Source organism: Roseibium sp. R5, assembly GCF_055755305.1.
The window spans coordinates 685,988-711,658 of record NZ_CM146910.1 but is presented as its reverse complement, the minus strand read 5'-3'; the positions used below and the strand labels follow the sequence as shown (position 1 = coordinate 711,658).

At 56.6% G+C, this 25,671-nt stretch carries 28 protein-coding genes and 1 other RNA gene; 16 read left to right on the top strand and 13 right to left on the bottom strand.

Features of this window, described 5'->3' with window-relative positions; genetic code table 11:
• Nucleotides 1–29 precede the first annotated feature (29 nt).
• The 5 genes from AC0J4F_RS03335 to AC0J4F_RS03315 all read right to left on the bottom strand — a co-directional run bounded on the left by AC0J4F_RS03335 (nucleotide 30) and on the right by AC0J4F_RS03315 (nucleotide 4,005).
• On the bottom strand, nucleotides 30–656 hold the full coding sequence (locus tag AC0J4F_RS03335) for a hypothetical protein (protein ID WP_133949249.1): 627 nt from the start codon (nucleotides 654–656) through the stop codon (nucleotides 30–32).
• A gap of 79 nt (nucleotides 657–735) precedes the next feature.
• Nucleotides 736–1,950: a lytic murein transglycosylase gene (locus AC0J4F_RS03330; protein WP_473025394.1), complete on the bottom strand. Its 1,215-nt coding sequence runs from the start codon at nucleotides 1,948–1,950 to the stop codon at nucleotides 736–738.
• Nucleotides 1,951–2,014: 64 nt separating this feature from the next.
• Nucleotides 2,015–2,593: a histidine phosphatase family protein gene (locus tag AC0J4F_RS03325; protein ID WP_055672357.1), complete on the bottom strand. Its 579-nt coding sequence runs from the start codon at nucleotides 2,591–2,593 to the stop codon at nucleotides 2,015–2,017.
• The gene (nudC, locus tag AC0J4F_RS03320; RefSeq protein WP_473025393.1) at nucleotides 2,590–3,537 is read right to left on the bottom strand and encodes an NAD(+) diphosphatase; all 948 of its coding nucleotides are present in this window, start codon (nucleotides 3,535–3,537) and stop codon (nucleotides 2,590–2,592) included. The genes AC0J4F_RS03325 and nudC overlap by 4 nt, the downstream gene beginning before the upstream one ends.
• A 42-nt stretch (nucleotides 3,538–3,579) precedes the next feature.
• Nucleotides 3,580–4,005, bottom strand: coding sequence for an HIT family protein (locus AC0J4F_RS03315; RefSeq protein WP_133949243.1), 426 nt, complete (start codon nucleotides 4,003–4,005; stop codon nucleotides 3,580–3,582).
• Between the two features lie 289 nt (nucleotides 4,006–4,294).
• Here AC0J4F_RS03315 and ffs point away from each other — a divergent pair.
• From ffs to recR, 4 genes are all read left to right on the top strand, one after another.
• An RNA gene (ffs, locus tag AC0J4F_RS03310) (signal recognition particle sRNA small type) lies at nucleotides 4,295–4,392 on the top strand.
• A 152-nt stretch (nucleotides 4,393–4,544) separates the two neighbouring features.
• Complete coding sequence (locus AC0J4F_RS03305; RefSeq protein WP_473025392.1) at nucleotides 4,545–6,482, top strand: DNA polymerase III subunit gamma/tau; 1,938 nt, start codon at nucleotides 4,545–4,547, stop codon at nucleotides 6,480–6,482.
• A gap of 117 nt (nucleotides 6,483–6,599) precedes the next feature.
• Entirely contained in the window at nucleotides 6,600–6,920 is a 321-nt protein-coding gene (locus tag AC0J4F_RS03300) for a YbaB/EbfC family nucleoid-associated protein (RefSeq protein WP_133949239.1), read from the top strand.
• A gap of 193 nt (nucleotides 6,921–7,113) precedes the next feature.
• A complete protein-coding gene (gene recR / locus AC0J4F_RS03295) occupies nucleotides 7,114–7,722 on the top strand; it encodes a recombination mediator RecR (protein WP_209178862.1) in 609 nt (202 codons plus the stop codon).
• A gap of 18 nt (nucleotides 7,723–7,740) precedes the next feature.
• On the opposite strand, the gene AC0J4F_RS03290 is transcribed toward recR, so the two are convergent.
• Nucleotides 7,741–8,487: a class I SAM-dependent methyltransferase gene (locus AC0J4F_RS03290; RefSeq protein ID WP_133949237.1), complete on the bottom strand. Its 747-nt coding sequence runs from the start codon at nucleotides 8,485–8,487 to the stop codon at nucleotides 7,741–7,743.
• Nucleotides 8,488–8,643: 156 nt separating this feature from the next.
• Here AC0J4F_RS03290 and AC0J4F_RS03285 point away from each other — a divergent pair, with 156 nt between their 5' ends.
• From AC0J4F_RS03285 to AC0J4F_RS03240, 10 genes are all read left to right on the top strand, one after another.
• The gene (locus AC0J4F_RS03285; protein ID WP_166672701.1) at nucleotides 8,644–9,207 is read left to right on the top strand and encodes a GNAT family N-acetyltransferase; all 564 of its coding nucleotides are present in this window, start codon (nucleotides 8,644–8,646) and stop codon (nucleotides 9,205–9,207) included.
• 79 nt (nucleotides 9,208–9,286) lie between these two features.
• Complete coding sequence (locus AC0J4F_RS03280) at nucleotides 9,287–9,955, top strand: sulfate transporter family protein (RefSeq protein WP_133949233.1); 669 nt, start codon at nucleotides 9,287–9,289, stop codon at nucleotides 9,953–9,955.
• A 28-nt stretch (nucleotides 9,956–9,983) separates the two neighbouring features.
• Complete coding sequence (locus AC0J4F_RS03275) at nucleotides 9,984–10,901, top strand: glutaminase (RefSeq protein WP_473025390.1); 918 nt, start codon at nucleotides 9,984–9,986, stop codon at nucleotides 10,899–10,901.
• A gap of 304 nt (nucleotides 10,902–11,205) precedes the next feature.
• Nucleotides 11,206–11,604, top strand: a complete 399-nt coding sequence (gene sdhC, locus AC0J4F_RS03270) for a succinate dehydrogenase, cytochrome b556 subunit (RefSeq protein WP_040451324.1) — start codon at nucleotides 11,206–11,208, stop codon at nucleotides 11,602–11,604.
• A 10-nt stretch (nucleotides 11,605–11,614) separates the two neighbouring features.
• Nucleotides 11,615–11,998 carry a succinate dehydrogenase, hydrophobic membrane anchor protein gene (gene sdhD / locus AC0J4F_RS03265; RefSeq protein ID WP_473025389.1) on the top strand — a complete coding sequence of 128 codons (384 nt, stop codon included), beginning with the start codon at nucleotides 11,615–11,617 and terminating at the stop codon, nucleotides 11,996–11,998.
• 5 nt (nucleotides 11,999–12,003) lie between these two features.
• Nucleotides 12,004–13,830: a succinate dehydrogenase flavoprotein subunit gene (gene sdhA / locus AC0J4F_RS03260; RefSeq protein WP_133949229.1), complete on the top strand. Its 1,827-nt coding sequence runs from the start codon at nucleotides 12,004–12,006 to the stop codon at nucleotides 13,828–13,830.
• Nucleotides 13,831–13,850: 20 nt separating this feature from the next.
• Nucleotides 13,851–14,741 carry an FkbM family methyltransferase gene (locus tag AC0J4F_RS03255; protein ID WP_473025388.1) on the top strand — a complete coding sequence of 297 codons (891 nt, stop codon included), beginning with the start codon at nucleotides 13,851–13,853 and terminating at the stop codon, nucleotides 14,739–14,741.
• Nucleotides 14,738–15,583, top strand: a complete 846-nt coding sequence (locus AC0J4F_RS03250) for an FkbM family methyltransferase (RefSeq protein ID WP_473025387.1) — start codon at nucleotides 14,738–14,740, stop codon at nucleotides 15,581–15,583. The genes AC0J4F_RS03255 and AC0J4F_RS03250 overlap by 4 nt, the downstream gene beginning before the upstream one ends.
• Nucleotides 15,584–15,656: 73 nt before the next feature.
• Nucleotides 15,657–16,439, top strand: coding sequence for a succinate dehydrogenase iron-sulfur subunit (locus AC0J4F_RS03245; RefSeq protein WP_133949223.1), 783 nt, complete (start codon nucleotides 15,657–15,659; stop codon nucleotides 16,437–16,439).
• A 489-nt stretch (nucleotides 16,440–16,928) separates the two neighbouring features.
• Nucleotides 16,929–17,441: an Hcp family type VI secretion system effector gene (locus AC0J4F_RS03240; protein ID WP_008193018.1), complete on the top strand. Its 513-nt coding sequence runs from the start codon at nucleotides 16,929–16,931 to the stop codon at nucleotides 17,439–17,441.
• A gap of 150 nt (nucleotides 17,442–17,591) precedes the next feature.
• Here AC0J4F_RS03240 and AC0J4F_RS03235 read toward each other — a convergent pair whose 3' ends face one another.
• The 5 genes from AC0J4F_RS03235 to AC0J4F_RS03215 all read right to left on the bottom strand — a co-directional run bounded on the left by AC0J4F_RS03235 (nucleotide 17,592) and on the right by AC0J4F_RS03215 (nucleotide 21,432).
• On the bottom strand, nucleotides 17,592–17,828 hold the full coding sequence (locus AC0J4F_RS03235) for a hypothetical protein (protein WP_473025386.1): 237 nt from the start codon (nucleotides 17,826–17,828) through the stop codon (nucleotides 17,592–17,594).
• 79 nt (nucleotides 17,829–17,907) lie between these two features.
• On the bottom strand, nucleotides 17,908–19,215 hold the full coding sequence (locus AC0J4F_RS03230) for a sensor histidine kinase (protein WP_473025385.1): 1,308 nt from the start codon (nucleotides 19,213–19,215) through the stop codon (nucleotides 17,908–17,910).
• Nucleotides 19,199–19,882, bottom strand: a complete 684-nt coding sequence (locus AC0J4F_RS03225) for a response regulator transcription factor (protein ID WP_133949217.1) — start codon at nucleotides 19,880–19,882, stop codon at nucleotides 19,199–19,201. The genes AC0J4F_RS03230 and AC0J4F_RS03225 overlap by 17 nt, the downstream gene beginning before the upstream one ends.
• Before the next feature lie 88 nt (nucleotides 19,883–19,970).
• Nucleotides 19,971–20,312, bottom strand: a complete 342-nt coding sequence (locus AC0J4F_RS03220) for a PepSY domain-containing protein (protein ID WP_133949215.1) — start codon at nucleotides 20,310–20,312, stop codon at nucleotides 19,971–19,973.
• A 142-nt stretch (nucleotides 20,313–20,454) separates the two neighbouring features.
• Nucleotides 20,455–21,432 (bottom strand): DUF808 domain-containing protein, encoded by a 978-nt coding sequence (locus tag AC0J4F_RS03215; RefSeq protein WP_473025384.1) that lies wholly within the window; start codon nucleotides 21,430–21,432, stop codon nucleotides 20,455–20,457.
• A gap of 243 nt (nucleotides 21,433–21,675) precedes the next feature.
• Between AC0J4F_RS03215 and AC0J4F_RS03210 the strand changes: the two genes are divergently transcribed.
• On the top strand, nucleotides 21,676–23,373 hold the full coding sequence (locus tag AC0J4F_RS03210) for a methyl-accepting chemotaxis protein (RefSeq protein ID WP_473025383.1): 1,698 nt from the start codon (nucleotides 21,676–21,678) through the stop codon (nucleotides 23,371–23,373).
• Between the two features lie 84 nt (nucleotides 23,374–23,457).
• On the opposite strand, the gene AC0J4F_RS03205 is transcribed toward AC0J4F_RS03210, so the two are convergent.
• The gene (locus tag AC0J4F_RS03205) at nucleotides 23,458–24,582 is read right to left on the bottom strand and encodes a flavin monoamine oxidase family protein (protein WP_473025382.1); all 1,125 of its coding nucleotides are present in this window, start codon (nucleotides 24,580–24,582) and stop codon (nucleotides 23,458–23,460) included.
• Between the two features lie 264 nt (nucleotides 24,583–24,846).
• Between AC0J4F_RS03205 and AC0J4F_RS03200 the strand changes: the two genes are divergently transcribed.
• Complete coding sequence (locus tag AC0J4F_RS03200; protein WP_473025381.1) at nucleotides 24,847–25,047, top strand: hypothetical protein; 201 nt, start codon at nucleotides 24,847–24,849, stop codon at nucleotides 25,045–25,047.
• 108 nt (nucleotides 25,048–25,155) lie between these two features.
• On the opposite strand, the gene AC0J4F_RS03195 is transcribed toward AC0J4F_RS03200, so the two are convergent.
• Nucleotides 25,156–25,656: a hypothetical protein gene (locus tag AC0J4F_RS03195; protein ID WP_473025380.1), complete on the bottom strand. Its 501-nt coding sequence runs from the start codon at nucleotides 25,654–25,656 to the stop codon at nucleotides 25,156–25,158.
• Nucleotides 25,657–25,671 lie beyond the last annotated feature (15 nt).

The following is a 25,671-nucleotide window of genomic DNA, read 5'->3' as shown; positions in this document are numbered from 1 at the left end:
AGACAGACACCCGTTCGAAGGGCAGTGCTTCAAACGGCGTCGGGGCAGCGCTCAAGACCTTCTTCTCCGCCGATTTCCGCCATCTGCTCTTCCAGATCGAAATTGCGAACGAGAGTTATAAACCCGCCCAATTCGGCAGCCTTTAAGAAGGTGCTGACACGAATTTCTGACGGCCTTTCATCGGTCAGAAGGCAGCCAGTCACACCGATACTCAAATTGCCCTCAACCTTCTCCCGATCACTTTTGGACATAGAGGCCATGTGCTTTTGAAAACTGCGGAAGAACGGCACGTTTTCCTCCGGAATCCGATAGATTTCCAGGTGATAACCGGTCTGCAGTTCCTGCGATAACTCAGCCTTGTCCGCCTTGGATTCTGTTTCCTCAAAGGCGAGCTGTTCTTCCATCAAGACAGTGCCATCGGCCTTGCGTTTGATCGTCAGGGCCATGGTCGCCCCACCTTCGGGAATACGGATTGCATCCGGGTATTTAACCGCGAGACGCAAAGCGCCGGGATCTGTTTCCAGCATGTCGAACTGGCTGAGCTTGGCAATGGTGGCCAAAGGAACGTGGCCACATGCTGACATCAAACCACCAAGCATGAGGACCAGAACTAGCTTGGCAAGTCCCGGTCGAGCGGGCGTTTTGTGAGCAAACATCAGTATCTCCCGAAAAATCGGGATGATGATTATCGCAAAACAATAAGAAATAAAATCAAAAAATTAATTTGAGTGCTAATTATCCTACCCAGCAGGTCGCAAAGAAACCATTCTTCTCTTGGTCCTTACCGATGGAGCGGCGGGTCTTGAAACCGATGAGACCATCTGCACCGCCGACATCATGACCATCGCCTTCCAGGCGCAATTGAAGATTGCGCACAGCACCTCGGGTGGTGTCCTTCATTGGTTTCCAATCGCCCACAAAGCTTTTGTTCGAGCCATACCGGTCTGCAAGGTGCCCGACAAACAGCGCGTAGGTGTCGCTCTCATTGTATTCCTTGATGACATAGAAGTTTTCGGTGGCGATGAAAGCCGGACCATAGCGGCCGGCCGGCAGCAAGATGTTGCCCGGTTGTTTGATCTCGTGATTTGGGAAAGGGCGTCCACTGACCCGTGTGACACCTTCAGCTACAAACCTTGAGATCGGTTGCCGGTTGTCCGGCCCTTCGCGGGTGCAGGAGACCGTATTCGGCAAGCGGACCTCGTAGCCCCAGTCCCGGCCGCTTACCCAGCCATGTTTGGCCAGGTAGTTTGCGATTGACGCCATTGTATCCACTTCCGACGTCCAGATGTTTCGCCGTCCATCGCCGTCAAAGTCGACGGCATATTTCAGATACGATGAAGGCAAAAACTGGGGTTGTCCCATGGCGCCACCCCACGAACTGCGCAAGGTTTTTCTGGCAACGTCGCCGGTTTGCAGGATTTGCAAGGCAGCAATCAATTCGCCTTTGAAGAAATCAGCCCGCTGACCCATGAAGGCCCGGGTTGCCAGAACACGAACGGCATCATGTGGGATCTTGGCACCGCCATAGCCAGATTCTCTGGCCCAGATCGCAAGTATGATCCGTTTCGGAACACCATAACGCGCTTCTATCTTTTGAAGAGTTGACGCGTGCTTTTGTATGAGCCGGCGGCCGCCGGGCACGAGTGCATTGAACTGGCTGTCGCGGAAATAGCGCGCAGGCGAGCGGAACTCAGCCTGGAAATTGACCTTGGGAGGAGCGCCCTTGCCACCCGGACCAACGAGGCCCGGCAGCGATGTATCTGGTGTCAGGCCCCTCAGTTCTCTGTCCAATGTTGACTGGGAAACACCCGCTTGCCTTGCCGCTGGGACAACGGCCGAAGCCAGGAATTGACGGAATTGCTGGTCGTACTGGCCGGCGAGTGCCAGACCTGATGGCAAGATTGAAAGGCTGAGGGCGAGCGTGGCAAGGCGCAGCGCTTTGGCGATCACGGCTTAGTCTCCATACATCGGGAGTACAGAGACTATCACGAAGACAAGCTTCAACCGACAGCTGTTAGAGTTCTGTCCAAGCCAAACTTGAGCCAGACTGCGATGTCAGCCAGTCCTTGTCGAACCGGTACCAGCTGCCGCCACGCTTCTGATCATGTGCCCGTGAGATAGGTGCGCCCATTAGGTGGCACATCAACAGGGTTCCGACCGCGCCGTGTCCGGTGAAGAGAACAGGATCTTCCTCTTTCACTGAGCGCAGAACGGCTCGGATGCCAGTGACAATGCGCATTTGTGCGTCAATCGCCCGCTCCCAGCCGCGGATGGATTCGTCCGGGTTGGCAAAAAACTGATCTGCGGTCCGCTCAAATTCTTCCCGGGCCAGATAACCGGTCGCGGACCGGTCATTTTCGTGCAGCGCCTTCAAGACCAGAGGCTTCAGCTCGAGGTGTCCCCCGACGATTTCGGCGGTTTCGACGGCCTTGACCTCGCCGCTGGAGACAATGCGCTGAAAGTCTTTGGCAAATGGCAGATCCGCGGCGAGGGCAGCGCGGTCGCGGCCAATTTCGGACAGCCGCCACTCCTGAATAGGGACATCCGGATCGATTTCGACTTCCGGATGGGTCAGATAAACACACCAAGTCATAAGGATGTCTCCTCTAGCCAGCCGGTAATGAGTTCATATGCGATGGAAATGGAAGGCGGGATCATGTGCCCCTCCGGATGGGTACCCTCAATCATCTGGCGGACCTCGTCGCGGCTGCACCACTTGCAGGCCTCGAGTTCGTCATCTTCGATGACGATGTCTGTCGACAGCGCATCACCGATGCAACCGAGCATCAAATTGGCCGGGAAAGGCCAGGGTTGGTTGGAAATCAAACGGACTTCCCCGACTTCAACGCTGGATTCCTCCAGCGTTTCCCGTCGAACGGCCTGCTCGATTGTTTCTCCCGGCTCCATAAACCCCGCAAGTGTCGTGTAGATCCCTTCCGGCAATCGCGGCGGGCGCCCCAGCAGGGCCCGGTCTCCGTCTGTGATCAGCATGATGACGCAGGGATCTGTGCGCGGAAAATGATGGGCTCCGCACGAGGGGCAATCGCGGCGGTATCCCCCTTCGCTCATGACCGTTTTTTCACCGCATTGCGAGCAATGCCGGTGGGTTCGATGCCAGTGGATCAGGGCGCGGGCTTGCGCCAATGCGCCGAGCTCTTCTGGAGGGAATGTCCGTTGGATGGCCAGCTGCCGTAGATCCTGCAAATGCAGGCTGGGCATCTCCGCCAATTCTTCATCCTGCTGGCCGAGTGTCGTCGCAAAAACGGCCCGTCCCGTTTCAGGCCGTAACCCCAAGAAGACCATTTCTTCGCGTGATGCGTTGAGGAACAATGCGCTATCGAGCGTGTGTCCGAACTGCGGAGGGGGCCCTGCCGGAAAGACCAGCGTCCGCGGCGTCGACAAAACAATTTCGGTATCCGGTCTATCCAGGAGCCCGCTTAAGTAGGCGCGGTCGCCGCGACGCGTTGACTGGCGGTCGAGCGTGTTCCCGAGAAAACTCATTTCCAACGCTGGCAAGTCGGCATCAGGCGCACGCATCAAGTAATCCTTGGATTTGGGAGAGTTTTGTAAGGGGCCGGGTCAGTCGAAATCGGTTTCCGCTGCAAAACTGTCCCGCAGGCGGTTTATCAAGTGTTCGTCCGCAGCGTCTTCGTAAGGTTTGGGGGAAACTACCCCCCAAATCGGCCCGGGCCAAGCCGCGTCATCCCGGAAGCGGGCAATGACGTGAACGTGGAGTTGAGAGACCTGGTTACCGAGAGCGCCAACGTTCAGTTTCTCGCATTCAGTTGCCGAGCGCAAAACTCGGCTGGCCAGCGCAATTTCCCGCATCAGCTGAAGCTGGTCATCTTCTTCCAAATCGATGATCTCAACCAGATCCGGCTTGCGCGGCACCAACAGCAGCCACGGATAATTGGCGTCCTTCATCAGCCGAACAGTTGATAACGGCAAATCCAGAACTGGGAGACTGTCTCCGTCAAGGCGCGGATTGAGATCGAAAAAGGTCATAGGGTCAAACCGATACAGAATTTAGACCGTCGGGGCGCGAACAGACTGAATTAGAATTTGTTATCTCACCATACGTCCAGTGCGGATGGGAAAGAAACCTCTTTTCACGCTGGAGCCATATGACGCTACGAAAATCATAGCTGGCGACATTTTCCCCAAATGTCAATCTTGGATGGCGTCACAAGATGATGAGGCACAGTGTCTGCGAACTGCCAGCACTTTTCTGGCAAAGAAAAAGCCGGATTTGCCTCTTGCCAACCACCCCATGAGTCCTGATATAAGGCGCTCGGGAGGTTGGTGGTGGACGAGCCACTCGCCAACCGGGTCAGGTCCGGAAGGAAGCAGCCCTAACGAGCCTCGGCACGGGTCGCCGTGCCAGCCTCCCACCCTTCCTTTTGAGGAAATAGAACAAGGCACCGCCGGAATTCCGCGGTGCTTTTTTGTTTTTGGAGCCGCTCCCGGGACGTGCCTGTTGGCCTTTCCAAGAAAACCGATAAAACCCTGTCCACCTTTTGAAAAAAATCGGTATGGTGCGGCTCATGGATGACACTGGCTTTCCGCAAGACGACACTGAAACCGGCCTTGGGCTAACGGGCGGGACCGGAACCGCGCCCGGCGCGGCCGAGGGCGGCGCCTACCGTGTGTTGGCGCGCAAATATCGCCCGAAAACCTTTGAAGATCTGGTGGGGCAGGAGCCCATGGTTCAAACGCTGGAAAATGCGTTTGATACCGGCCGGATCGCGCAAGCCTGGATGCTGACCGGGGTGCGCGGAGTTGGCAAAACCACGACCGCCCGCATTCTTGCCCGAGGCCTCAACTATGAGGTGCCCGGCGAAGCGGACAAGCCGACCGTGAAACTCATGCAGGAAGGCACGCACTGCAAGGCCATCATGGAAGGCCGCCATGTTGATGTGATCGAGATGGACGCTGCCTCTCATACCGGCATCAATGACATTCGCGAGATCATCGATGCAGCCCGCTACCGCCCGGCAACGGCGCGGTACAAGGTCTACATCATCGATGAGGTGCACATGCTCTCCAACGCAGCCTTCAACGGGCTGCTGAAGACGCTGGAAGAGCCGCCGGAGCATGTGAAGTTCATTTTCGCGACGACAGAAATCCGGAAAGTTCCGATCACGGTGCTGTCCCGCTGTCAGCGCTTTGACCTGCGCCGGATCGACCAGTCCAAGCTCATTGGCTTGCTGCGGCGGATCTCCGATGCCGAGGGCATTCAGATCTCCGATGAGGCCCTGATGCTTATCGCACGGGCAGGGGAGGGTTCGGCGCGCGATTCGCTGTCCCTGCTCGATCAAGCGATGGCCCACGGCTCAGGCGCCATCGAAGCTGACGATTTGCGCCAGATGCTCGGACTTGCGGACCGCGCGCGGGTGATTGATCTCTTCGGCCACCTGATGGCCGGCCGGATTGAGGACGCACTTGGCGAGCTGCAGGCGCAATATGAAATTGGTGCGGATCCGGCAATCGTTCTGACAGATCTTGCCGATTTCACACACCTCGTGACACGTATGAAGGTCGCGCCGAAATCGGCTGACGAGGCCTCGGTGACGGAAGCTGAGCGCGCTCGAGGCCAAGAGTTTGCCGAGAAGATCTCAGTCCGGCTTCTGTCACGCGTTTGGCAGATCCTGCTAAAAGGCGTTCAGGAAGTTCAGACCGCCTCCAAGCCTCTGGCCGCGGCCGATATGGTGCTGGTGCGTCTTGCCTATGCGGCAGACCTGCCAGACCCGGGCGAATTGATGGCGCAGATCCAGAATGGCCAAATGCCGGCATCCGGCGGGGCGCCGGCAGGTGCCTCTGGCGGCGGTGTAGCTCCGTCCGGCGGTGGCGGACAGGCAATGGCCGTTGGCGCGCGGGCGATGCCACAAGGCACCCCACAAGGTGGCCCGGTCATGCAGGCGTCTGGTCGGCCGCAGCTTTCCGCCATCCAGGGCGGCATGCCGCAAACAGCACCCGCACAACAAAAAGCGCCACAGAGTGCACCGGAGCCGGAGCTCGCTCAGCCACAATCCGCTTACAATCTAAAAAATTTGCATGACTGCGTCGCCTTGGCTTCGGAAAAGCGTGACATCCCGATGAAGGTTGCGATCCAGCGCCAGATGCGGCTTGTGAAATTCGAACCGGGCAAGATCGAGATCCAGCCGACCGACGATGCGCCAGCCGATATCGCCGGGGAATTCGGCCGCAAACTGACCGAATGGACGGGCCAGCGCTGGTTTGTCGTTGTGTCGCGGACGCAAGGCCGCCCGACGATCCACGAAGAGCAGGAAGCCAACCAGCAGCAGCTTCTGTCAGATGCCAAGTCTCATCCGACTGTCGCGGCGCTTTTGGCCCAGTTTCCAGGCGCCAAGGTGATCGACGTGAAGGTGCAGGCTTCTGAAGAAGACGAAGCTGCCATGGCCGACCCTCTGGTCAACGATCCCTTGCTCAACGAAGCGCTGGGCAACGACGACGAAGATTAGAGTCGGGCGCCGTCTGCGGTGGTCAAGCTTGCGCCCTGGCAATTGTTCTTCTAAACGCAGACCCCAAATAGTGAGAAACGGCGGGGACCGCCGGCCAGGTTTTCAAGGAGAGACCCGATGGACTTCCTCAAGATGATGAAGCAGGCCAAGGAAATGCAGGAGCAGATGGGCTCTTTGCAAGGACAGATCGAGGACATCGAAGCGGAAGGTTCCTCCGGAGCTGGCCTGGTCACCGTGCGCCTCAATGGCAAAGGCGAGCTCAAAAGCCTCACAATCGACCCGTCTCTGATGAAAGAAGGCGAGGGTGAGATCCTGGAGGATCTTATTATTGCCGCGCACACCGACGGCCGGGTGAAGATCGATCAGGCAATCCAGGAAAAGACCCAGGAAATGATGGGCGGCCTCGGCCTTCCGGCCGGCATGAAATTGCCGTTTTAAGGTTTTTGAGAATGGGCCTAGCGCCGCGCTCTTGCCTATTCCGTCATCCTCGGGCCTGACCCGAGGATTCATGCCGTTATCTCTCCGCGCACACCTGAATTGCGGATAAGTCACGGAATGGATTGCCGGATCAGGTCCGGCAATGACGACGGTGGGTGTCGCCTCGATTTCAATAACATCGGATCGGAAAAACATGGCGCAGAAGCAGGTTGCGGGACCGGAAATTGAGCGGTTGATCCAGTTGCTGGCCAAGCTGCCGGGGTTGGGTCCGCGGTCGGCCCGCCGGGCTGCTTTGCACCTCATCAAGAAAAAGGACCAGTTGCTCGTCCCGTTGTCCGAGGCCATGGGCATTGCCGTGCGCGACATCGGCATTTGTTCGGTTTGCGGCACGGTCGACACGTCCGACCCTTGTACGATCTGTTCGGATGAAAAGCGGGACCCCAGTGTCCTGGTGGTCGTGGAAGACGTATCCGATCTCTGGGCGCTGGAGCGTGCAGGTGCCGTCAATGCCCGCTATCATGTGCTCGGCGGAACACTCTCCCCGCTGGATGGCGTTGGCCCGGATGATTTGAACCTTGCCTCCCTGATCGACCGCTGTGGCGCGCCGGAAATTCAGGAAGTCATTCTGGCGATCAGCGCGACCGTTGAAGGCCAGACAACAGCCCATTACATCATGGACCAGCTTGGCCATCTGGATGTTCATGTCACCAAGCTGGCCCACGGCGTCCCGGTTGGCGGTGAACTCGATTATCTGGATGAGGGCACGCTCGCCCAGGCACTTAAGGCCAGGACTCGATTCTAGAGAAGCGCTGATGACAAGCTACTGATCGAACCGAAACAACCGGCAATAGCCGCCATTCGGGATCGAGAACAATTCCTCTGCCGCTGAAAAACCCGCTGCGCGCCCGGCAGTGAGCCAGCCGTGTGCGGTCTCCGGAAAATCGCAAGTCTCGATATGGGTCATCAGGCGTTCAAACTGTTCCTCAGTGAGTGGCGGCGACCAGTCTTTCCGGAATTGTTGTCTGTTTTGCCGGTTGAATATTTCGACTGATTTGCCCTCCGGCAGAACAGGTTCGAAGGAGAAGAACACGCCGTTGGAGCTCAGCGCAGAATGGATGGCTGAGAAAACCCGCGTTTTTTCCTCACTGCTCTGGAAATGATGCAAACACAGCCCGCACCAGATCACGTCATATGAGCCCGGGTTTTCAGAGAGCGTAGTGAGTATATCAATTTGCTCCAGCCGTGCGTCAAAGGGCGCGTCATTCAGGTTCTTCCTGGCGATCTCAAGAGCTTGCGGTGACAAGTCAACGCCGAGATAGTGGTCGACGGTGGTTTTCCGAAGGGCACGGGACATGACATCCGCATCACCGCAGGCGAGATCCAGAAACCGGATGGCGCCGGAAAACCGCGTCGTCATTTCTTGAACCAGGATCTCTGAAACTTCCTGATGAAAGAGCAGATTGTTGTCGACCAAAGTCCGGTAAATCTGCCAGTCGGTTTCGAAAATGGTTGCCGGATCCAGGTCTGTTGCGACAGGTGTTGCAGTTGGATTGTGCGCGTTGATCATTGGCGGAAAAACAATCTATGAGGGTTGTGTAAGAGATTGCATCCTAGGATACATTTTATGCAGGAGGAACGAAAGCAGCCTTGATCACCATATGTGACCTGAGGAATGATGACACGAACGCAAGTATCCCCGCTTTTTGCTCAAGGATTGTTGCTCATGTTCCCGAACGCAGCGTTGCAAGCACCGGCACCGATTGTAACCCGGAGACTGTGTCTCAGGGCACCCCGGCTTGAGGATTCGTTCGACATCGATCCGATCTACAATGATTTTGACGTCGCCCGCTGGATCAATGTCCCTCATCCGTGTCCGACCGGATTTGCCCTTGAGCGGTTTCAGCGGTTTCTGACCTTTCCGCCGCACGAACGCTGTTTCATCCTTTCGAAAAAATCAGACAAAAAACAAAAAGCCATTGGCCTCATTCTGGCGAACTGGGCGGATGGCGAAAAATCGCCGATCATCGGCTTCTTTCTGGCATCGAGATTTCACGGCAAGGGGTTCATGGGCGAAGCGCTGGATGCGGCCCTCAAGGAGCTGTTTCAGCTGACCGGCGCCGATGAGATTCGAGCATCTTTTTATGACGGCAACATCGCCTCGGACGTTCTGCTGAAGAAGAAGGGGTTCAAGCCGGTTGGAACCAGCATGGACTTCAATCGCGTTACCGGTAAGACAGAGCAGCAGACGGATCTCATTCTTCCCCGATCCGTTTTTGAGGCAGAGTGATCCTTTTTCTCGTCCACTTGCGCGGGATCAGATCCACACTTATGTCGATGCTGTCGATCACAAACCCTTAAAGGCAAGAATGTTCCAGTCCGCCAGCCGTGCCATGTCCCAGGTGTTCGAGCGCCCATTTCGCGCTGTCTTCTGGAAAATGCTTGGCTTTACACTGGCCGTTCTCGTGGTCATTTGGATAGCATTACAAGGGTTGGTCGCGGGATTCGTTGCGTTGCCCTATCCGTGGCTGGAAACGGCTCTGTCCGTTCTGACCGGCATCGGGGCTATTTTCGCGCTCGGGTTTCTGATTGCACCAATTTCTGCGCTGTTTGCAGGTCTGTTTCAGGACGAGATCGCGGATATCGTGGAGGTACGGGATTATCCCGAAGACCGGCCCGGCGAGGCACTGCCGCTTTCCAAGTCAATCCCTCAGACGATCAAGTTCACCGGGGTCGTGATCCTCGGCAACCTCTTCGCGCTTGTGTTGCTTTTGGTGCCGGGGATCAATCTCGTGGCGTTTTTCCTGGTGAACGGGTATCTGCTCGGTCGGGAATTCTTCGAGTTCGCGGCCATGCGTTTCATGCCACCGGAGGAGGCGCGCGCATTTAGGAAAGCACGCGGGGGCACAGTCTTTTTAGGCGGGTTGGTCATTGCCGGGCTATTGGCTGTTCCGATCCTGAACCTGGTGACACCGATCTTTGCCACCCTGTTCATGATGCATCTTTACAAGCGGCTTGCATCCAAAGCCGTGATCTGACCTAGTCTGCCTTCAAAACGAGGGCAAAATGCAAGACCTTCTCACCACCATCGCGGACGCTGCGCTCAAGTCGGAAGACAAGGGGCAGGTTGCGACCTACATTCCCGAGCTTGCCAAGATCGATCCCGACCAGTTCGGGATTTCGATTGCGCTTGCTAATGGTGATGTTTTTTCCGCTGGCGATGCGCATGTTCCGTTTTCCATCCAGTCGGTGTCCAAGGTTTTCGCCCTGGCCCTTGCTCTTGGCCGGGTGGGAGATCAGCTCTGGCACCGGGTCGGGCGGGAGCCGTCAGGTCTCTCCTTCAACTCAATTCTGCTCTTGGAGAAAGAGGAGGGCATCCCGCGCAATCCGTTTATCAATGCCGGTGCGCTGGTTGCGACCGATACCTATCTTGCCGGCTCGTCACCGCGAGAGGCTCTCGGCGAGTTGGTGCGGTTCATTCGTGCAGCAACGGATGACGACAGCATTCATATCAACGAGAGTGTCGCAAGCTCAGAACTTGCCACCGGGCATCGAAACTTTTCGCTCGCGCATTATCTGGCGTCTTTCGGCAATCTTCGCGCATCGGTCGACAAAGTTTTGGGCACCTATTGCCACCAATGCGCGGTCGAAATGACATGTGTGCAGCTCGCGCTTGCCGGCCGGTTTCTTCTCGAAGGGCCGGATATGCCAAAGCTTGTGTCCAGCGAACGGCGGCGGCGGATCAACGCCTTGATGATGACTTGCGGCCACTATGACGGATCTGGTGACTTTGCGTTCCGAGTGGGGTTGCCGGGCAAGAGCGGCGTTGGCGGCGGGATCCTGGTGATTGCTCCAGGGCGGGCGTCGATTGCGGTGTGGTCGCCGGGACTAAACAAATACGGCAACTCCAAGCTCGGGACTGAGGCGATGGAGCGAATTGCTCACGAGACAGGCTGGTCCGTGTTTGGTACGCCGCAAGCCTGATCGAAAATACGAAAATGACGCAAACGGAAAGCGTTCTTTGCAGTGAGTCGTTTCTTGCTCTGACTGAAAAAATACTGCGCTGTCTACGTCTCAAACGGTGCCAATGCGCGGCAAACCGGCGCAATATCTGGTTTTCAGACAGTCACCTAACCCATTAAACCGATTCACAGGTCGTTTTTCGCGATATAGACCTATAGGATATTTTGACGTACGGCGGCGTTGGCGCTAGAACCCCTCTAGACAACGCCTTGAAATGCTTACGTTTGCGTAAACGTAAGAATGCGTCGCACGGGAGAGGAAATCCATGTCGAACGCCGATTTGCGGGGCAATCGCCCGCTGTCGCCCCATCTTCAGATTTATAAACCCATTCTGACGATGGTCATGTCGATCTTGCACCGCATCACCGGAGCGGCGCTGTATTTCGGCACCATTCTTTTGGCCTGGTGGCTGATCGCTGCGGCTGCGGGCCCGGCCTATTTTGATTTCGTCAACGCGATCTACGGTTCGATTATCGGCCGGCTGGTCCTGTTCGGCTTCACCTGGGCGCTGGTCCATCACATGCTGGGCGGCATCCGCCACTTCATTTGGGACATGGGCGCCGGGTTTGAAAAAGATGCCCGCGAGTGGCTCGCCAAGGCGACGATCATCGGTTCTGTTTCCCTGACGCTGATCCTTTGGATCATCGGCTACGCAGTTCGCTAAGGAGACCGTCATGAGCGATATGCGCACGCCCCTCGGCAAAGTTCTCGGCCTCGGTTCTGCCAAGGACGGTACTGACCATTTCTGGAAACAACGCCTGACTGCAGTTGCAAACGTGTTTCTGATCTCCTTCTTCGTGATCTTGGTGATTTCGATGCAAGGATCCTCACAAGGCGATGTTGTCGAGACCCTGCAGAACCCGCTAGTCTCCATCATCCTTTTGCTGGTGATCCTGTCCGGCGTCTATCACATGAAGCTCGGGATGCAGGTCATCATCGAGGATTACATTCACGGCGAAGCCCTGAAGTTCCTAACAGTAATGGCCAACACATTCTTCTGTGTCTTCATCGGTTTCGGCTGCATCTTTGCAGTGCTTAAGATTGGCTTTGGAGGTTAACCCGTATGGCCAAGACCTACGAATTTGTCGACCACACATATGACGTGGTTGTTGTCGGCGCCGGTGGTGCTGGCTTGCGCGCAACGCTTGGCATGGCCGAGCAAGGACTGCGCACTGCTTGCATCACCAAGGTGTTTCCGACCCGCTCGCACACGGTGGCTGCTCAGGGCGGCATCGCCGCATCCCTGACCAACATGACGCCGGACTGCTGGGAATGGCACATGTACGACACGGTCAAGGGCTCCGACTGGCTCGGTGACACCGACGCCATGGAGTATCTCGCCCGCGAAGCGCCCAAGGCGGTTTATGAGCTGGAACACTACGGCGTTCCATTCTCCCGGACCGAAGACGGCCGTATTTATCAGCGCCCGTTTGGCGGTCACATGCAAAACTACGGCGAAGGTCCTCCAGTACAGCGCACCTGCGCAGCTGCTGACCGGACCGGTCACGCGATCCTGCACACGCTCTACGGCCAGTCCCTGCGTCACAACGCGGAATTCTACATCGAGTATTTCGCGCTTGACCTGATCATGTCCGAAGATGGCGTATGTCAGGGCGTGATTGCGTGGAACCTTGACGACGGCACCATCCACCGCTTTGCGGCGAAGATGGTTGTGCTGGCGACCGGCGGATATGGCCGATCCTATTTCTCTGCCACCTCCGCGCACACCTGTACCGGTGATGGTGGTGGCATGGTGGCCCGTGCGGGCCTGCCGCTTCAGGATATGGAATTCGTGCAGTTCCACCCGACCGGGATCTATGGCTCCGGCTGCCTGATCACGGAAGGTGCCCGCGGCGAAGGCGGCTATCTGGTCAACTCCGAAGGCGAGCGCTTCATGGAGCGCTATGCGCCGTCCGCTAAAGATCTGGCATCGCGCGATGTTGTGTCCCGCTGTATGACCATGGAAATCCGCGAAGGCCGCGGCGTCGGCAAGAACAAGGATCACATCTTCCTGCATCTGGATCACCTGGATCCGGCGATTCTCGCCGAGCGTCTCCCGGGTATTTCGGAAAGTGCGAAGATCTTTGCCGGTGTTGATGTCACCAAGGAGCCGATCCCGGTTATCCCGACGGTGCACTACAACATGGGCGGCATCCCGACCAACTATTGGGGCGAAGTGCTCAACGCCAACTCCGATCATCCGGACCGGATCCAGCCGGGCCTGATGGCTGTCGGCGAAGCCGGCTGTGCGTCTGTTCATGGCGCCAACCGCCTTGGCTCCAACTCTCTGATCGACTTGGTGGTCTTTGGCCGTGCAGCAGCGATCAAAGCCGGTGAGGTTGTTGATCCGAAGGAAGCCGTTCCATCGCCGAATGAAGCGTCTTGTGAGCGGATCATGGATCGTTTCGACAAGCTCCGGAACGCCAGTGGTTCCACACCGACAGCCGAGCTGCGCGACCAGATGCAGCGTGCCATGCAGGAAGATGCTGCGGTTTTCCGGACCCAGGAAACGCTGGCTCAGGGCTGCAAGCGGCTCGATGACATCTGGAAGGGCATGAGCGACCTGAAGGTCTCTGACCGCTCCATGATCTGGAACTCCGATCTGGTGGAAACACTGGAGCTGGAAAACCTGATGGCGAACGCGATCACCACCGTTTACGGCGCTGAGGCCCGGAAAGAGTCCCGCGGTGCGCATGCCCGTGAAGACTACAAGGACGGTGACTTTGCCGGCCGGAACGACGCGGACTGGCGCAAGCATACACTGGCTTGGGTGAATGAAGAGGGCGATGTCAAGCTGGACTACCGTCCGGTTGTGACCGAGCCGCTGACACCGTTCCAGAACGGCGGCATCGATCCGAAGAAGATCGCGCCGAAAGCGCGCGTCTACTGATCGGAACGAAGTTGGCTCCAATGGCGGCAATCCTGGATACAAGCAGCCCATTCGGCACATACCGTGCCGGGTGGCTTGCCAAAGCTGCTTGGCGAGCAGCCGATGCCCATCGGCTGCCCGACTGGCTGCGCTACAAGATCCGCCATTTTGTTGCCGACCGGTTTCCTGGCCCCTATGACACAAGTGCTGAAGGTCTCACCTTCCGGATCTATCCGGGTGTCAACCGGGACGACTGGAAGATCGTTGCCAAGGACCGGCTGTCGGAAAAGGCCGAGCGCAAGATGCTGGCACAACACTTCAACAAGGACGCTGTTTTTGTCGATTTGGGTGCAAACATCGGAACTCATACGCTCTCCGCAGCAGAACTCTGCGGCCGGGTAATTGCGGTGGAAGCCAATCCGGATATTGCGGCAAAGCTGGCTTACAATGTTGAACTGAACAAGCTCGACAATGTCTCGGTCATGTCAGTTGCCGCGGGGCCTGAAGAAGGCACGTTCGATCTGGTGATCTGCCCGTCCAATTTGAACCTGTCGACATTGTCAGAAGGCCTTGCGCCATCGCTGAAAAAGTCTGAATGGACGACCACATCGATCCGGGTTAGCCCGCTGGCGGTAATCCTTCAAGAGGCCGGTGTGGACCAGGTGGACGTCCTGAAACTGGATGTCGAAGGTTATGAAGATCAGGCGATCCTGCCTTATTTCCGGACGCAGCCGCGGCACAAGTGGCCGCGCGTGGTGATGATCGAAGTCGATCATCAGCCGGAATGGAAAGAGGATTGTCTCGCAGAAATGGCGGCGATCGGGTACCGGGAAATCGGAACGACCGGCGCCAATATCATGCTGGAATTGACAGAAGTGACGCACGAAAGCGATCAGGCTCCGGCACCCGGAATTAAGGAGCTCGCCGAATGAAGAGGGACGCAATGGTGCTCGACACCAGAAGCCCGTTCGGCACTTATCCGCCAATTGGGCTGGTCCGAACAGCATGGCGGCTGGCAAGTCAGGCCAAGCTGCCGAAAGGCTTGCGCAGGTATGTGCGCCTGTTTCTGGGCAAGATCTTCACAGGTCCTTACGACCTTGAGGCAGACGGCCTGAAATTCCGGGTGTACCCCTCCGACAATTACGATGACCGCAAGGTTCTGATCAAAGGCCGGTTGCCTGAGGTGGAGGAACACAAGCTCATCAAGCCGTTCTTGTCCGACGATGCGGTGTTTGTCGATGTCGGCGCCAATATCGGCGTCTATACGGTCTTTGCCGCCCATCATGGAGCCCGTGTGATTGCGCTGGAGCCCAACGCCCATTCGGTCGACAAGCTGCAGTGTAACATTGACGCCAACGGGCTCCAGAACGTGACCATTGTCCCGACCGCCGCCGGTCCGCGCGAAGATGTTCTTGAGCTTTATTCGGAAACCTCCAATCGTGGTTTTGGCACGCTCGACAAGCGGGTCACCAATGGTGAATGGGGTGGAGACTGGGCACCTTCGACCGTGAAGATGCGGCCGCTGACAACGATCGTTGATGAAGCGGGCGTGAAGAAAATAGACGTCTTGAAAATCGATGTGGAAGGCTTTGAAGACCGGGTTCTTCTTCCCTTCCTGCGTCACGCGGATAAGAGCCTTTGGCCGCGCGTGATCCTGCTTGAAACCAATTGCCGGCCCTATTGGTCCGAGGATTGCCTGACGGAACTGGCAAACCGGTCCTACAAGGTCACCGGCCGAACGAACGACAACATGATCTTTGAGTTGGCCGCCTGAGCGGTGAATTCAAGAAATTGGCCCGACAGCCTTATCTGGCGCGAACAAGGGCCCAACGCGGAGCATTGAAAAGATGGTTCAGCTGACGCTACCCCGGAACTCACAAGTGACGGACGGCAAGGTTTGGGACAAGCCGGAAGGGGCAACCAACCTGACCGAATACCGGATCTACCGCTGGAACCCGGATGAGGGCAAAAACCCGCGCGTGGACACTTACTTTGTCGACCGTGACGACTGCGGTCCGATGGTGCTGGATGGTCTCATCTACATCAAGAACAAGATCGACCCGACCCTGACGTTCCGCCGGTCCTGCCGCGAAGGAATTTGTGGTTCCTGCGCGATGAACATCGACGGCACCAACACCTTGGCCTGTACCAAGGGCATGGAAGAGATCGCCGGCGACGTGGTGAAGATCTATCCGCTGCCGCACATGCCGGTGGTCAAGGATCTGGTTCCGGACATGACCCGGTTTTATGCCCAGCACCGCTCCATTGAGCCGTGGCTGAAAACGGTGACCCCGGCTCCGGAAAAGGAATGGCGCCAGTCCCATGAGGACCGTCAGAAGCTGGACGGCCTTTACGAGTGCATTCTCTGCGCCTGCTGCTCCACCTCCTGCCCGAGCTACTGGTGGAACGGCGACCGCTACCTCGGCCCGGCTATCTTGCTGCAGGCTTACCGCTGGCTGATCGACAGCCGGGACGAAGCAACCGGCGAGCGTCTCGATAACCTCGAAGACCCGTTCCGCCTCTACCGGTGCCACACCATCATGAACTGCTCCCAGGCCTGCCCGAAAGGTCTGAACCCGGCGAAAGCCATCGCCGAAATCAAGAAGATGATGGTCGAACGCCGCGTCTGACGCTGTCGAAGCGTTTGCTTCGGGAACCGAAAATAGGAAAACCGCTCCGGAGGAATTCGGGGCGGTTTTGTTCGGTCTGAAGCGTGCTTTTGGATCTAACATAAACATCAGCGATTTGCTCTCCGGCTGCGCAGTTTTCGCACACTGCATCCGGTGTTAGAGGCTTCCCGAACTGCAAATGGCTCTCAAATAGACGTGCCACATCAAGAGCGGCGGCCGGTTCCTGGGCATTTTGTGATTCTCATCACACGGCCTGTGTGCACGTTCCTGCGCGCCCTTCGGGAGAGTGTGCAGAAATCTGCACAGTTGGCAAAATAGTTAACCCCGGTCGGGATCCGTAATCACTATATAAAACAGTGAGATAAGGAAAATTTCCGAAACTGGCACACCCGTTGCAAAGTTATTGGCATCGGCACCGAACGGAAATCAAACGGCGCCCAAGACTTCGAAAGTGACAGATCAACCGCTTTAAGAGCAGGAGACGGAAAAATGGCAAACGTTGCATACATGACCATCAGCGGGTCCACCCAAGGTGAAATTACCTCCGATGCTACAACGGCAGACTCTATCGGCAACAACTGGCAGGAAGGCCATGAGGGTGAATCCCTGGTCTACAAGTTCGAGAGCAACGCAATTGTTCCGCGTGACCCGAACTCCGGTACCGCCATCGGCACACGCCGCCACCAGCCGACAACCATCATCAAGCCGCTGGACAAGGCGTCTCCGTTGATGTGGCAGGCTCTGGCCACCGGTGAATCGTTGGAGATCACCATCAACTTCTGGCGCACGTCGACTTCTGGCGTTCAGGAGCACTACTACACGATCAAGTACACCGATGCGGTTTTGGTTGAAGGTAAAACCATCTTGCCGGACGTCTTCGATGATGCGAACGCATCCCGCGGCGATCAGGAGCAGTGGTCCTTCACTTACCGCAAGGCGGAGTGGACACACGAGAAGGCTGGCACATCCGCTTCTGACGACTGGCGCGCTCCGGTCACCTGATCGGCCTTTGGCCTTTAACGAAAACCCCGGTCACTTTGGCCGGGGTTTTTGTTTGTCTATGCTCTTAAAACACAAAGGGCGCGAGGATACCGGCCGGACCGGGGTATCTGCGCCCTTTAGGATACTTCAATTGGCTTGCCCCCGCTCCCCCTACGCGGCCGTTTGAGCATCTGACGGCATATTGATGTCCTGCGGCTCGGATTGTTCAGCCTGTTTTTGTGCCATGGCCAGGAAGGGCGCTGCGATCAACGCCAGTCCATAGGCGGCCAGCGCAAACATTGCCAAGAAGGCGATCACGGTGAAGCCAAGGCCAGCCATCACACAGCCAACCAGGACCACGATCGCGCCGGCAAAGGTGGCAGTGGTTTTCTCAAGAATGGATTTCATTTCCAGTATCTCCAGTTTGTCCTGTCGTTTGGATAAACTGGATATGGAGACCCGGTTTTACGTTCCGCTCCGCCGGGCTTTACATTTTTGTAAAGTTGAGCGCGACGCGCAGACCGGACGGCTTGACTGAAGATAGCTCGAGTTTCGCGGTGTGCCGGTCGGCGACGGCCCGCACCAGCGCGAGGCCAAGACCAGTGCCCTCGCTTTCCCTGGCAGCGTCCAGACGCACCATGGGTTTGATAATCTCGTCAAAGAGATCGGGGTTAACGCCAGGCCCATTGTCCGATACGCCGATTTCCGAACCACGTGCGAACAAGGTGATGTCCGGACCACCATGGACCAAGGCGTTCTGAATGAGGTTCGCAAGCGCCTGGATTAACATGCTCCTGTCTGCCAGAACGCTTTCGCCGGATATTGCCGAAAGGACGAGCGACTTGCCCGTATCCTCAACGACCGGGCCATAAATCTCCGCGACTTCGTCAATGAGGGCGTTCAGATCGACTTGTTCAAAGCCCTCCGTGCCGTGAGCCGCCTCGATCCTGGCAACCCGCATGATGGTGTCGAAGATGCCGGAAAGTCGTTCGGCTTCTTCCAGCGCTGCGCCGCGCTCTTCGCCGTTCGGCAGGCTTTCAAGTTGGGCGCGAAGGCGGGCAAGGGGCGTGCGCAGGTCATGCGCGATACTGGCGCTGAGATTGCGGGTCTGGGCGACAAGGCGCTCCAGCTCTTGTGCGGTTCGATCGATTTGCCCGGCAAGATCATCGAGATCATCACTGGAGCTGGCAACGCCGATGCGCGCTTCAAGGTCTCCCGTCGCCAACCGATCCAGAACCCCTGTGATCCGGGAAAGGCGCCGCTGAACAAGAAAACCTGCCCCGAGCCCAATGACGAGCACCAGGACGAGCACCACCCCGGCTGTGCTCCATAGTGCATTGCCCAGAAGTTCCAGAGCGTCTTCGCTGGCATCAAGCGGCACGGCGATCAGTACCGGTTCCCCTTCCTTGTCCCGTGAAATCAGGACCCGCCAATCTTCCGCGCGCCGGAAGTCCCGTTTGAGACTGACAGTGCCGCCACCTGTGCGCACGACCTTCTCAAATTCCTTCGGCAAGTCGCCGATTTCAGAAAGCGGGCGGATTATGACGGAGAATGTATCTGTTTCGGTGTCGTCGGCTTCGACCGTCGCGGCCAAACCTTCAAGGGCCGTGTCGACCCGGTTGAGAACAGCTTCCCGGCCAAAGGTCAGTGCCAAAAGAATGGCAACCGCCATGCCGACGGCAAAAATGGCAGTTAACAGCAACGATAGCCGCAAGGTGGAGGAGCGGAGCAGCCATCGGACGCGGCGTGTCAGCGTGGCTCTAACTGTGTCGAGTACCTTACTTGCCGAAGACATAACCCTCGCCCCGTCTGGTGCGGATCAGCTCGTCGTCAAAGGGTTTGTCGATCTTGGAGCGCAGCCGGCTGATATGGGTTTCCACGACCGAAGTCGTCGGATCAAAGCTCATGTCCCAGACCTGCTCCAAAAGCATGGTGCGGGTCACGAGGCGGCCGGGACGCCTCATGAAATATTCCAGCAGTTTGAATTCCTTGGCCATCAGGTCGATCGCCTGTCCATGGCGTTCGCAGCGGCGGGCCAAAAGGTCCAGACTGAGATCTCCATAGCGCAGGGTGGTCGGCTCGGCAGTGCTGGTTCCGCCACTGTCCCGTCGACGGCCAAGAGCATTCACGCGGGCCGAAAGCTCGGCAAAGGCAAAGGGTTTGGTGAGATAATCATCACCGCCAGCATCAAAACCCTCTACCCGCGCATCTACTTCCCCAAGGGCGGTAAGGAACAGCGCCGGGGTGGTGTCTTCGGAGGCGCGCAAAGACTTCAACACGGAGAGGCCGTCGAGACCGGACACCATCCGGTCGAGGATCAAAACATCATAGTCCTGACCCATGGCAGCAAGAAGCGCTTCCTTGCCGTCGGTGAAATGATCGACCACGTGGCCTTCTTCGCGCAGGCCGCCCGCCACCCACGGCCCGAGTTGCCGGTCATCTTCCAAAAGCAGTATCCGCATTGCAAATCCTTACCCCGTTGCATGGCGTCAAAACAGGAAAAAGGCCGCCATCCCAGGCAGCCTGTTCCCTAACACGTTCTGTCACCGATTACCCGGCGCGTTTGTTGTCGCCTTTCTTGTAATCATCATCGTCGTCGTGATCATCGTCCTGTTCGATCTCCAGGACCGTGCCGGACGCGGCGTCGATTTCGACTTCCATTTCAACACCGTCGGCCGTGACGATTTCGATCTCAAAGATTTCTTTGCCGTCTTCGCGCTCAAATTCGGTTTCCTGAACAGTTCCCGGAACCTCTTTGAGAGCGATTTCGATGGCCTGTGCTTCGCTTATGGCAGCTGGTGATGTCGCTGTTTGTGCAGCGACCGCGCCAACCGCACCTGTGGCCAGAACCATACCTGCAACAACCGTACCTGCGATGATCTTCATGTTCATTACGCGTCTCCATCTTTGTGTGTGAAAGGCTCCCTGCCTTCCGATGAAACAAAGATGGGACAGCCAGTTTGCAGGCCTCTTGAGCGAAGTTTACATTTGTGTAAAGCGCAGAAGATTTCGATATTTTAGATACTTACGCACCTCAATGCCCGCTGGCTTCTTCTTTCTTGCCTGTCACCATATGCCAGGCCGGTTCGATGACCTTTGTGACGATCGGGATCAGGATCAGTCCGAGGATCAGCCCGAAAATCCCGTCCATGGTTGCCGTCGCGAACCAGCCGAGGAAACCTTCGGCAACGCCAATGGTGTGGGCCACACCGTGCGCGATGTCGTGAATGGTGTTGTAGAGGCCTTTGACGCCGAGTTCTTTCAAACCGTGAATCACAATGGAACCACCAACCCAGAGCATGGCTGCCGTTCCGACCGTCATGAGAAATTTCATGACGCCGGGCATTGCTTTCACGATGCCAATACCAATCGCGCGGGTCACACCGAACCGCCCCTCGCGGGACAGGTGCAGTCCAAAGTCATCTGCCTTCACGATCAGCGCAACCGAGCCATAGACCATGACTGTGATGCCGATCGCGACAACCGCCAGTGTGGAGGCCTCCATCCAGATATTGCTGTCCGGGATTTCGGACAGCGCTATGGTCATGATTTCGGCGGACAGGATGAAGTCTGTCTTGATAGCTCCGGAGACCTTCTGTTCTTCCAGATGGGTTGGGTCCTGCACCAGGTTTTTCGGTTGGTCCGCGTCGTGATGGCCGGGAACAAAGAGGTGATAGACCTTCTCCGCCCCCTCGAAACACAAATAGGCTCCGCCGAGCATCAACAAGGGCGTGATGATGCCGGGCAAAAACGTGTTGAGCAGAAGGCCCACAGGCAGCAAAAAGATTAGCTTGTTCTTCAGCGACCCTTTGGCAATACGCCAGACAATCGGTAACTCGCGGGCCGGGGAAAAACCGGCAACATATTTCGGCGTCACCGCTGCATCGTCAATGACAGCTCCGGCCGCCTTGGACCCAGCCTTGGCGGCTTGGCCAATCACATCATCCACGGACGCTGCGGCCACCTTGGCAATCGCTGCCACATCGTCGAGTAGGGCGAGAAGACCGCTCATGGCCGCTCCTGAATCATTTTTCCCGTCAGTTGTGCTGACCATACAGTCTTTTTGCGACAGGCCAAATGCCGGATGACACGCGATACGATGAAAGAGAAGGGTGGTGAACAATGAAGGAAATTGACAGTTTATTTGCCAGATAAACTACTCAAAAAAAACACTAATTCGTATTTGTCAGCTTTAAGATTGTTTAATCAAATCATGCAAAGAGGGACCATCCGTAATTTTCTCAGGTCAGTCATTATGTTTCTCGATAATTTTAAAATCGGCTTCAAGATCTGGATCCCGGTTATCAGCTTGGCTGTCTTCACGCTGGCCTTGGTGACTTATGATCTCGTATCTCTGCGCTCGATCTTGTATGGCGAACGTACCCACAAGACCCAGACCGTCGTTGAAGTCACCAATTCGGTTCTGAAATACTTTCATGAGCTGGAAGCCTCCGGTGAACTTTCCAAGGACCAAGCCCAGAAGTGGGCGCGTAACGTTGTTCGTGCCATCCACTACGATGGCAACAACTACGCCTTTATTTTTGACCTGGACGGCACCCGCATTGTGAGTGCGAAGCAGTCTTCCGAGGGCAAGAGTGCGTGGAACTCACAAGACAAGACCGGCAAGTATCACGTCCGGGAAATGATTGAGGTTGCCAAGTCTGGTGGCGGTGTCAGCAGCTATATGTGGAACCGCAAGGGGGAAGAAGAACTTCTTCAGAAGGCGACCTGGTCGGAGGTCTTTCAGCCTTGGGGCTGGGTCACGGCGACTGGTGTGTATGTGGATGATGTGTCCGCCGCTTTCTGGTCCAAGGCCAGCGCCCTGATTGGCGTGCTCATTGTCGGAGGTCTAATTGCTGCAGCGATCGCCGTCGCCGCAATCCGCAATATTTCGGTACCGCTCAAGGGACTGACATTGGGCATGAAGCAGCTCGCAGACGGCAAGACTGATTTCCCTATTGTGGGCACTGACCGGCGCGATGAAATCGGCGATATGGCCGAGGCCATGGAGACCTTTGTGGCCAATGAAAACATGCGGCGCGACCTGGAAGACCAGCAGACCAATCGTCAGGAGCTCGATCTCCAGCGGTCGCGTGCAATCCAGAACCTCTCGTCCGATTTTGATGTGCAGGTCTCCGGTCTGCTTGAGACGATTGGCGGGTCCGTTGAAAGCCTGCAGCATGCGTCCACCAATCTGAACTCCGGAGCCCAACAGACCACAAGCCAAAGTGAAGCGGTTGCATCGGCAGCAGCCATCGCATCGGCAAACACTGAAACAGTGGCTGCCGCGGCGGAGGAACTTGCGGTGTCTGTTTCGGAGATCAGCCGTCAGGTGTCGTCATCCAGCGAAATCGCCTCTGAGGCTGCGAGCCAGGCAGCCCAGACCAACCAGCGCATTCAGGGCCTTTCTGAGGCCGCTGCGAAAATCGGTGAGGTCGTCACGCTCATTCAAGCGATTGCCGAACAGACCAACCTGTTGGCGTTGAACGCGACCATTGAAGCGGCAAGAGCCGGCGAAGCAGGCAAGGGGTTCGCCGTGGTGGCTGCTGAAGTGAAGGAGCTGGCAACGCAAACTTCCAAAGCGACGGAAGAAATCTCTACCCAGATTTCGAGCATTCAAGGGGAAACCCATCACGCTGTTGAGGCAATCGGGGCGATCACCAGCACAATCGGCAAGATTAATGAGATTACCACGAGCATTTCGGCGGCTGTGGAGCAGCAAGGTGCCGCGACCAACGATATTGCGTCCAACATTCAGCAGGCTGCAGCCGGAACGCAGCAGGTTTCTGACAACATCGGCGGAGTGTCGCAGGCTGCAACGGTGACCAACCAGGCAGCAGATGTTGTCTTCACGGCTGCCAACAGCCTGGAAAAAGAAGCTCGGGAACTGCGCGAAAACGTTGGCGCATTTCTGAAAGGTGTCAAAGCCAACGCGACGACCGACGCAGCTTAGACCGCTTCCTGTAACCTTTGAATTGGCGGCTCGAGAAATGTTGTCCGCCAATTCACATTCACTGATCCTGAGTTGCTGGCCGGCTTACAAGCCCGGCACAGCTTTGTTTGACTTGGCCAAGTGACGCCGCACCCAAGCAACGGAGCGCTCCGCAGCCTCCAAGGCGCCTTCCAGGAAGCCACCGTTCTCCGGTGCGGTTTCCGTACCGGACAGGAACAGCCGGTCATGCCAGGATTCAACAATAGGCAACGGTCCGTATTGCGGGTGGCTCGTCAGAGTTTCCTGATCACGCTGAGTTGCCACCAACGGGTCCGTTGCCCAGACCTTCAAGAAGACCTTTGCCGGGCGTCCAGCTTCGGGCCCAAAGAGCTCCTTCAACTGCGTGATCGCCCGTGAAACAAAGGCCTCACGATCTGCCGTGTTTTGGATGTCGTGAGGGGAGACAAAACCAAACAATGCTGCCTCGCCCTGAGGGTTTTCTTCCGCTGAAGCGTCGTGGATTTCGACCAAAGGACCGACATGGCTGATGGCATCGCCTGAAAATCCCTGGGCGCGCCAAAAGGGTCGATTATAGACAGCGACAAGTTTCGCATGTCCGGCCATCCACGTTGGAACTGCAGACATATCCTGTTTCGTTTCAGCGACAAGATCCGGCAAAAAGGCGATACGTGCTGCGGCCAATCGCGGAGGTAAGGCAAGGATGACTTGCCGGCAAGATACGCGGAAGGGACCTTCAGGTGTCTTTCCCGACACTGTCAGGCCAGAGGTGTCCTGTTCAATTGCGGTGACGGCGTGCTGATAGGCAATTGTGCCGTCAGGAAGATGGGCAGCCAAGCCGTCTGTAATGCGTGTCAGACCGCCAGGTATCCGTAAAGCATCTCCCATCGTTGCAAAAGCGAGATCGCGGCGGATGCTGCCTGTCTGATCCTGAAATATGAGGTTTCCGGCTGAGTGCTGACGGATCAGGGGTAAATCAAGTTGTTCCGCTAAGTGAAGCATTCTTTGATTATGCGGCCAGATCCATGCGGGGCCAAGATCATAGCGTAGATCAGGAGTCGAGGGCCCAGGCAGAGACCGGATGCGTCCACCAGCCGTCTTGCTTGCTTCAAACACCCTTGCGTCGACGCCCAAGTTCGAAAGCAGAACTGCCGTGGCCAATCCGCAGAGACCTGCCCCGATGATAGCAATGTCTGTCGAGTGTTCGGACATCAGCGGCACCTATTTTGCGAGTATTATAAAATGCCCACAGGCAAACCACTCGCGTTCAGCGTCAATATGGATCGCGTGATTGTTCAATCCAGTCTTTGTCAGATCTTCACATGGGAAAAGAGCTCGCAATATGGCGTAGTTAATAATTTGCACCCAGAGCAGAAACAATTTGCCTAAAGCCCTTAGCGCCAATTTTGGGAATTGTCCCTAGGATGCCTTTAACGCCACACGGTTGGCGATGGTACTGCAGGGGAAAGAGTGGTCATGTCTCAAACAGCGTCACAGTTTGAAACACTTGGAAATGCGTCACATACGGAATTTGGTGACACTCAAGGCCGGGCGGTTGAAAGCCGCTTTTATCCGATCATGGGAAAGAACGTCAGCATACAGGCGATCGTCGAAGGGTCTCTGCTGGCCCAGATCGAACTGGACTCCATCCCGGAATACGGCATTTTCGCTGACTAGTTTAGTTGATCTGACAATTGTTGGTCTGATTCGAATAAAAAGAAACCGCTCCGAAGGTGTCGCAGCGGTTTTCTTTTTGAAGGCGTATCAGAAAGCCTAGGCTTGTTTTTAACGCTCAATGACATCAAGAACACCGACCATCACGACGGCATAAAGCACGTGGCCAACCAGGGCGACCCAGGTGATGCCGGTAAAGTTCAGGAAGAACGGCAAACCGGCGATTGCCGTGATACCGCCGATGGCAAAGACCCACAGACCAACACCGTAGATCGCGGCTGGCAAGAGCCAATGCGTGTCGCCGACAACACGTTGCCAGATCGGTGCGAAAACGTACATCCAGCCGATCGGATAGCCGACAAGGCCCACCAGATAGAAGTGAACAAAGTACCCTGCAAAGGCGTTGCTGGGCAGGCCGAGGCTTGCCAGAAGGCTTTGTGCCAAGCCGTGAGGTGAAAGATTTGCAAAACCCAAACCCGGGCTGATGATCTGCCCCCAAAGATCAAAAGCAATGGTGGCGAAAAAGCCTGAAATGAACATCAGGCCTACGGTGCTGACCGAAACAGCCGGTGCGGCTGCGGTCAGGTGTCTATCTGCTGTTAGTGTCGTCATGATTTCTGCGCTCCC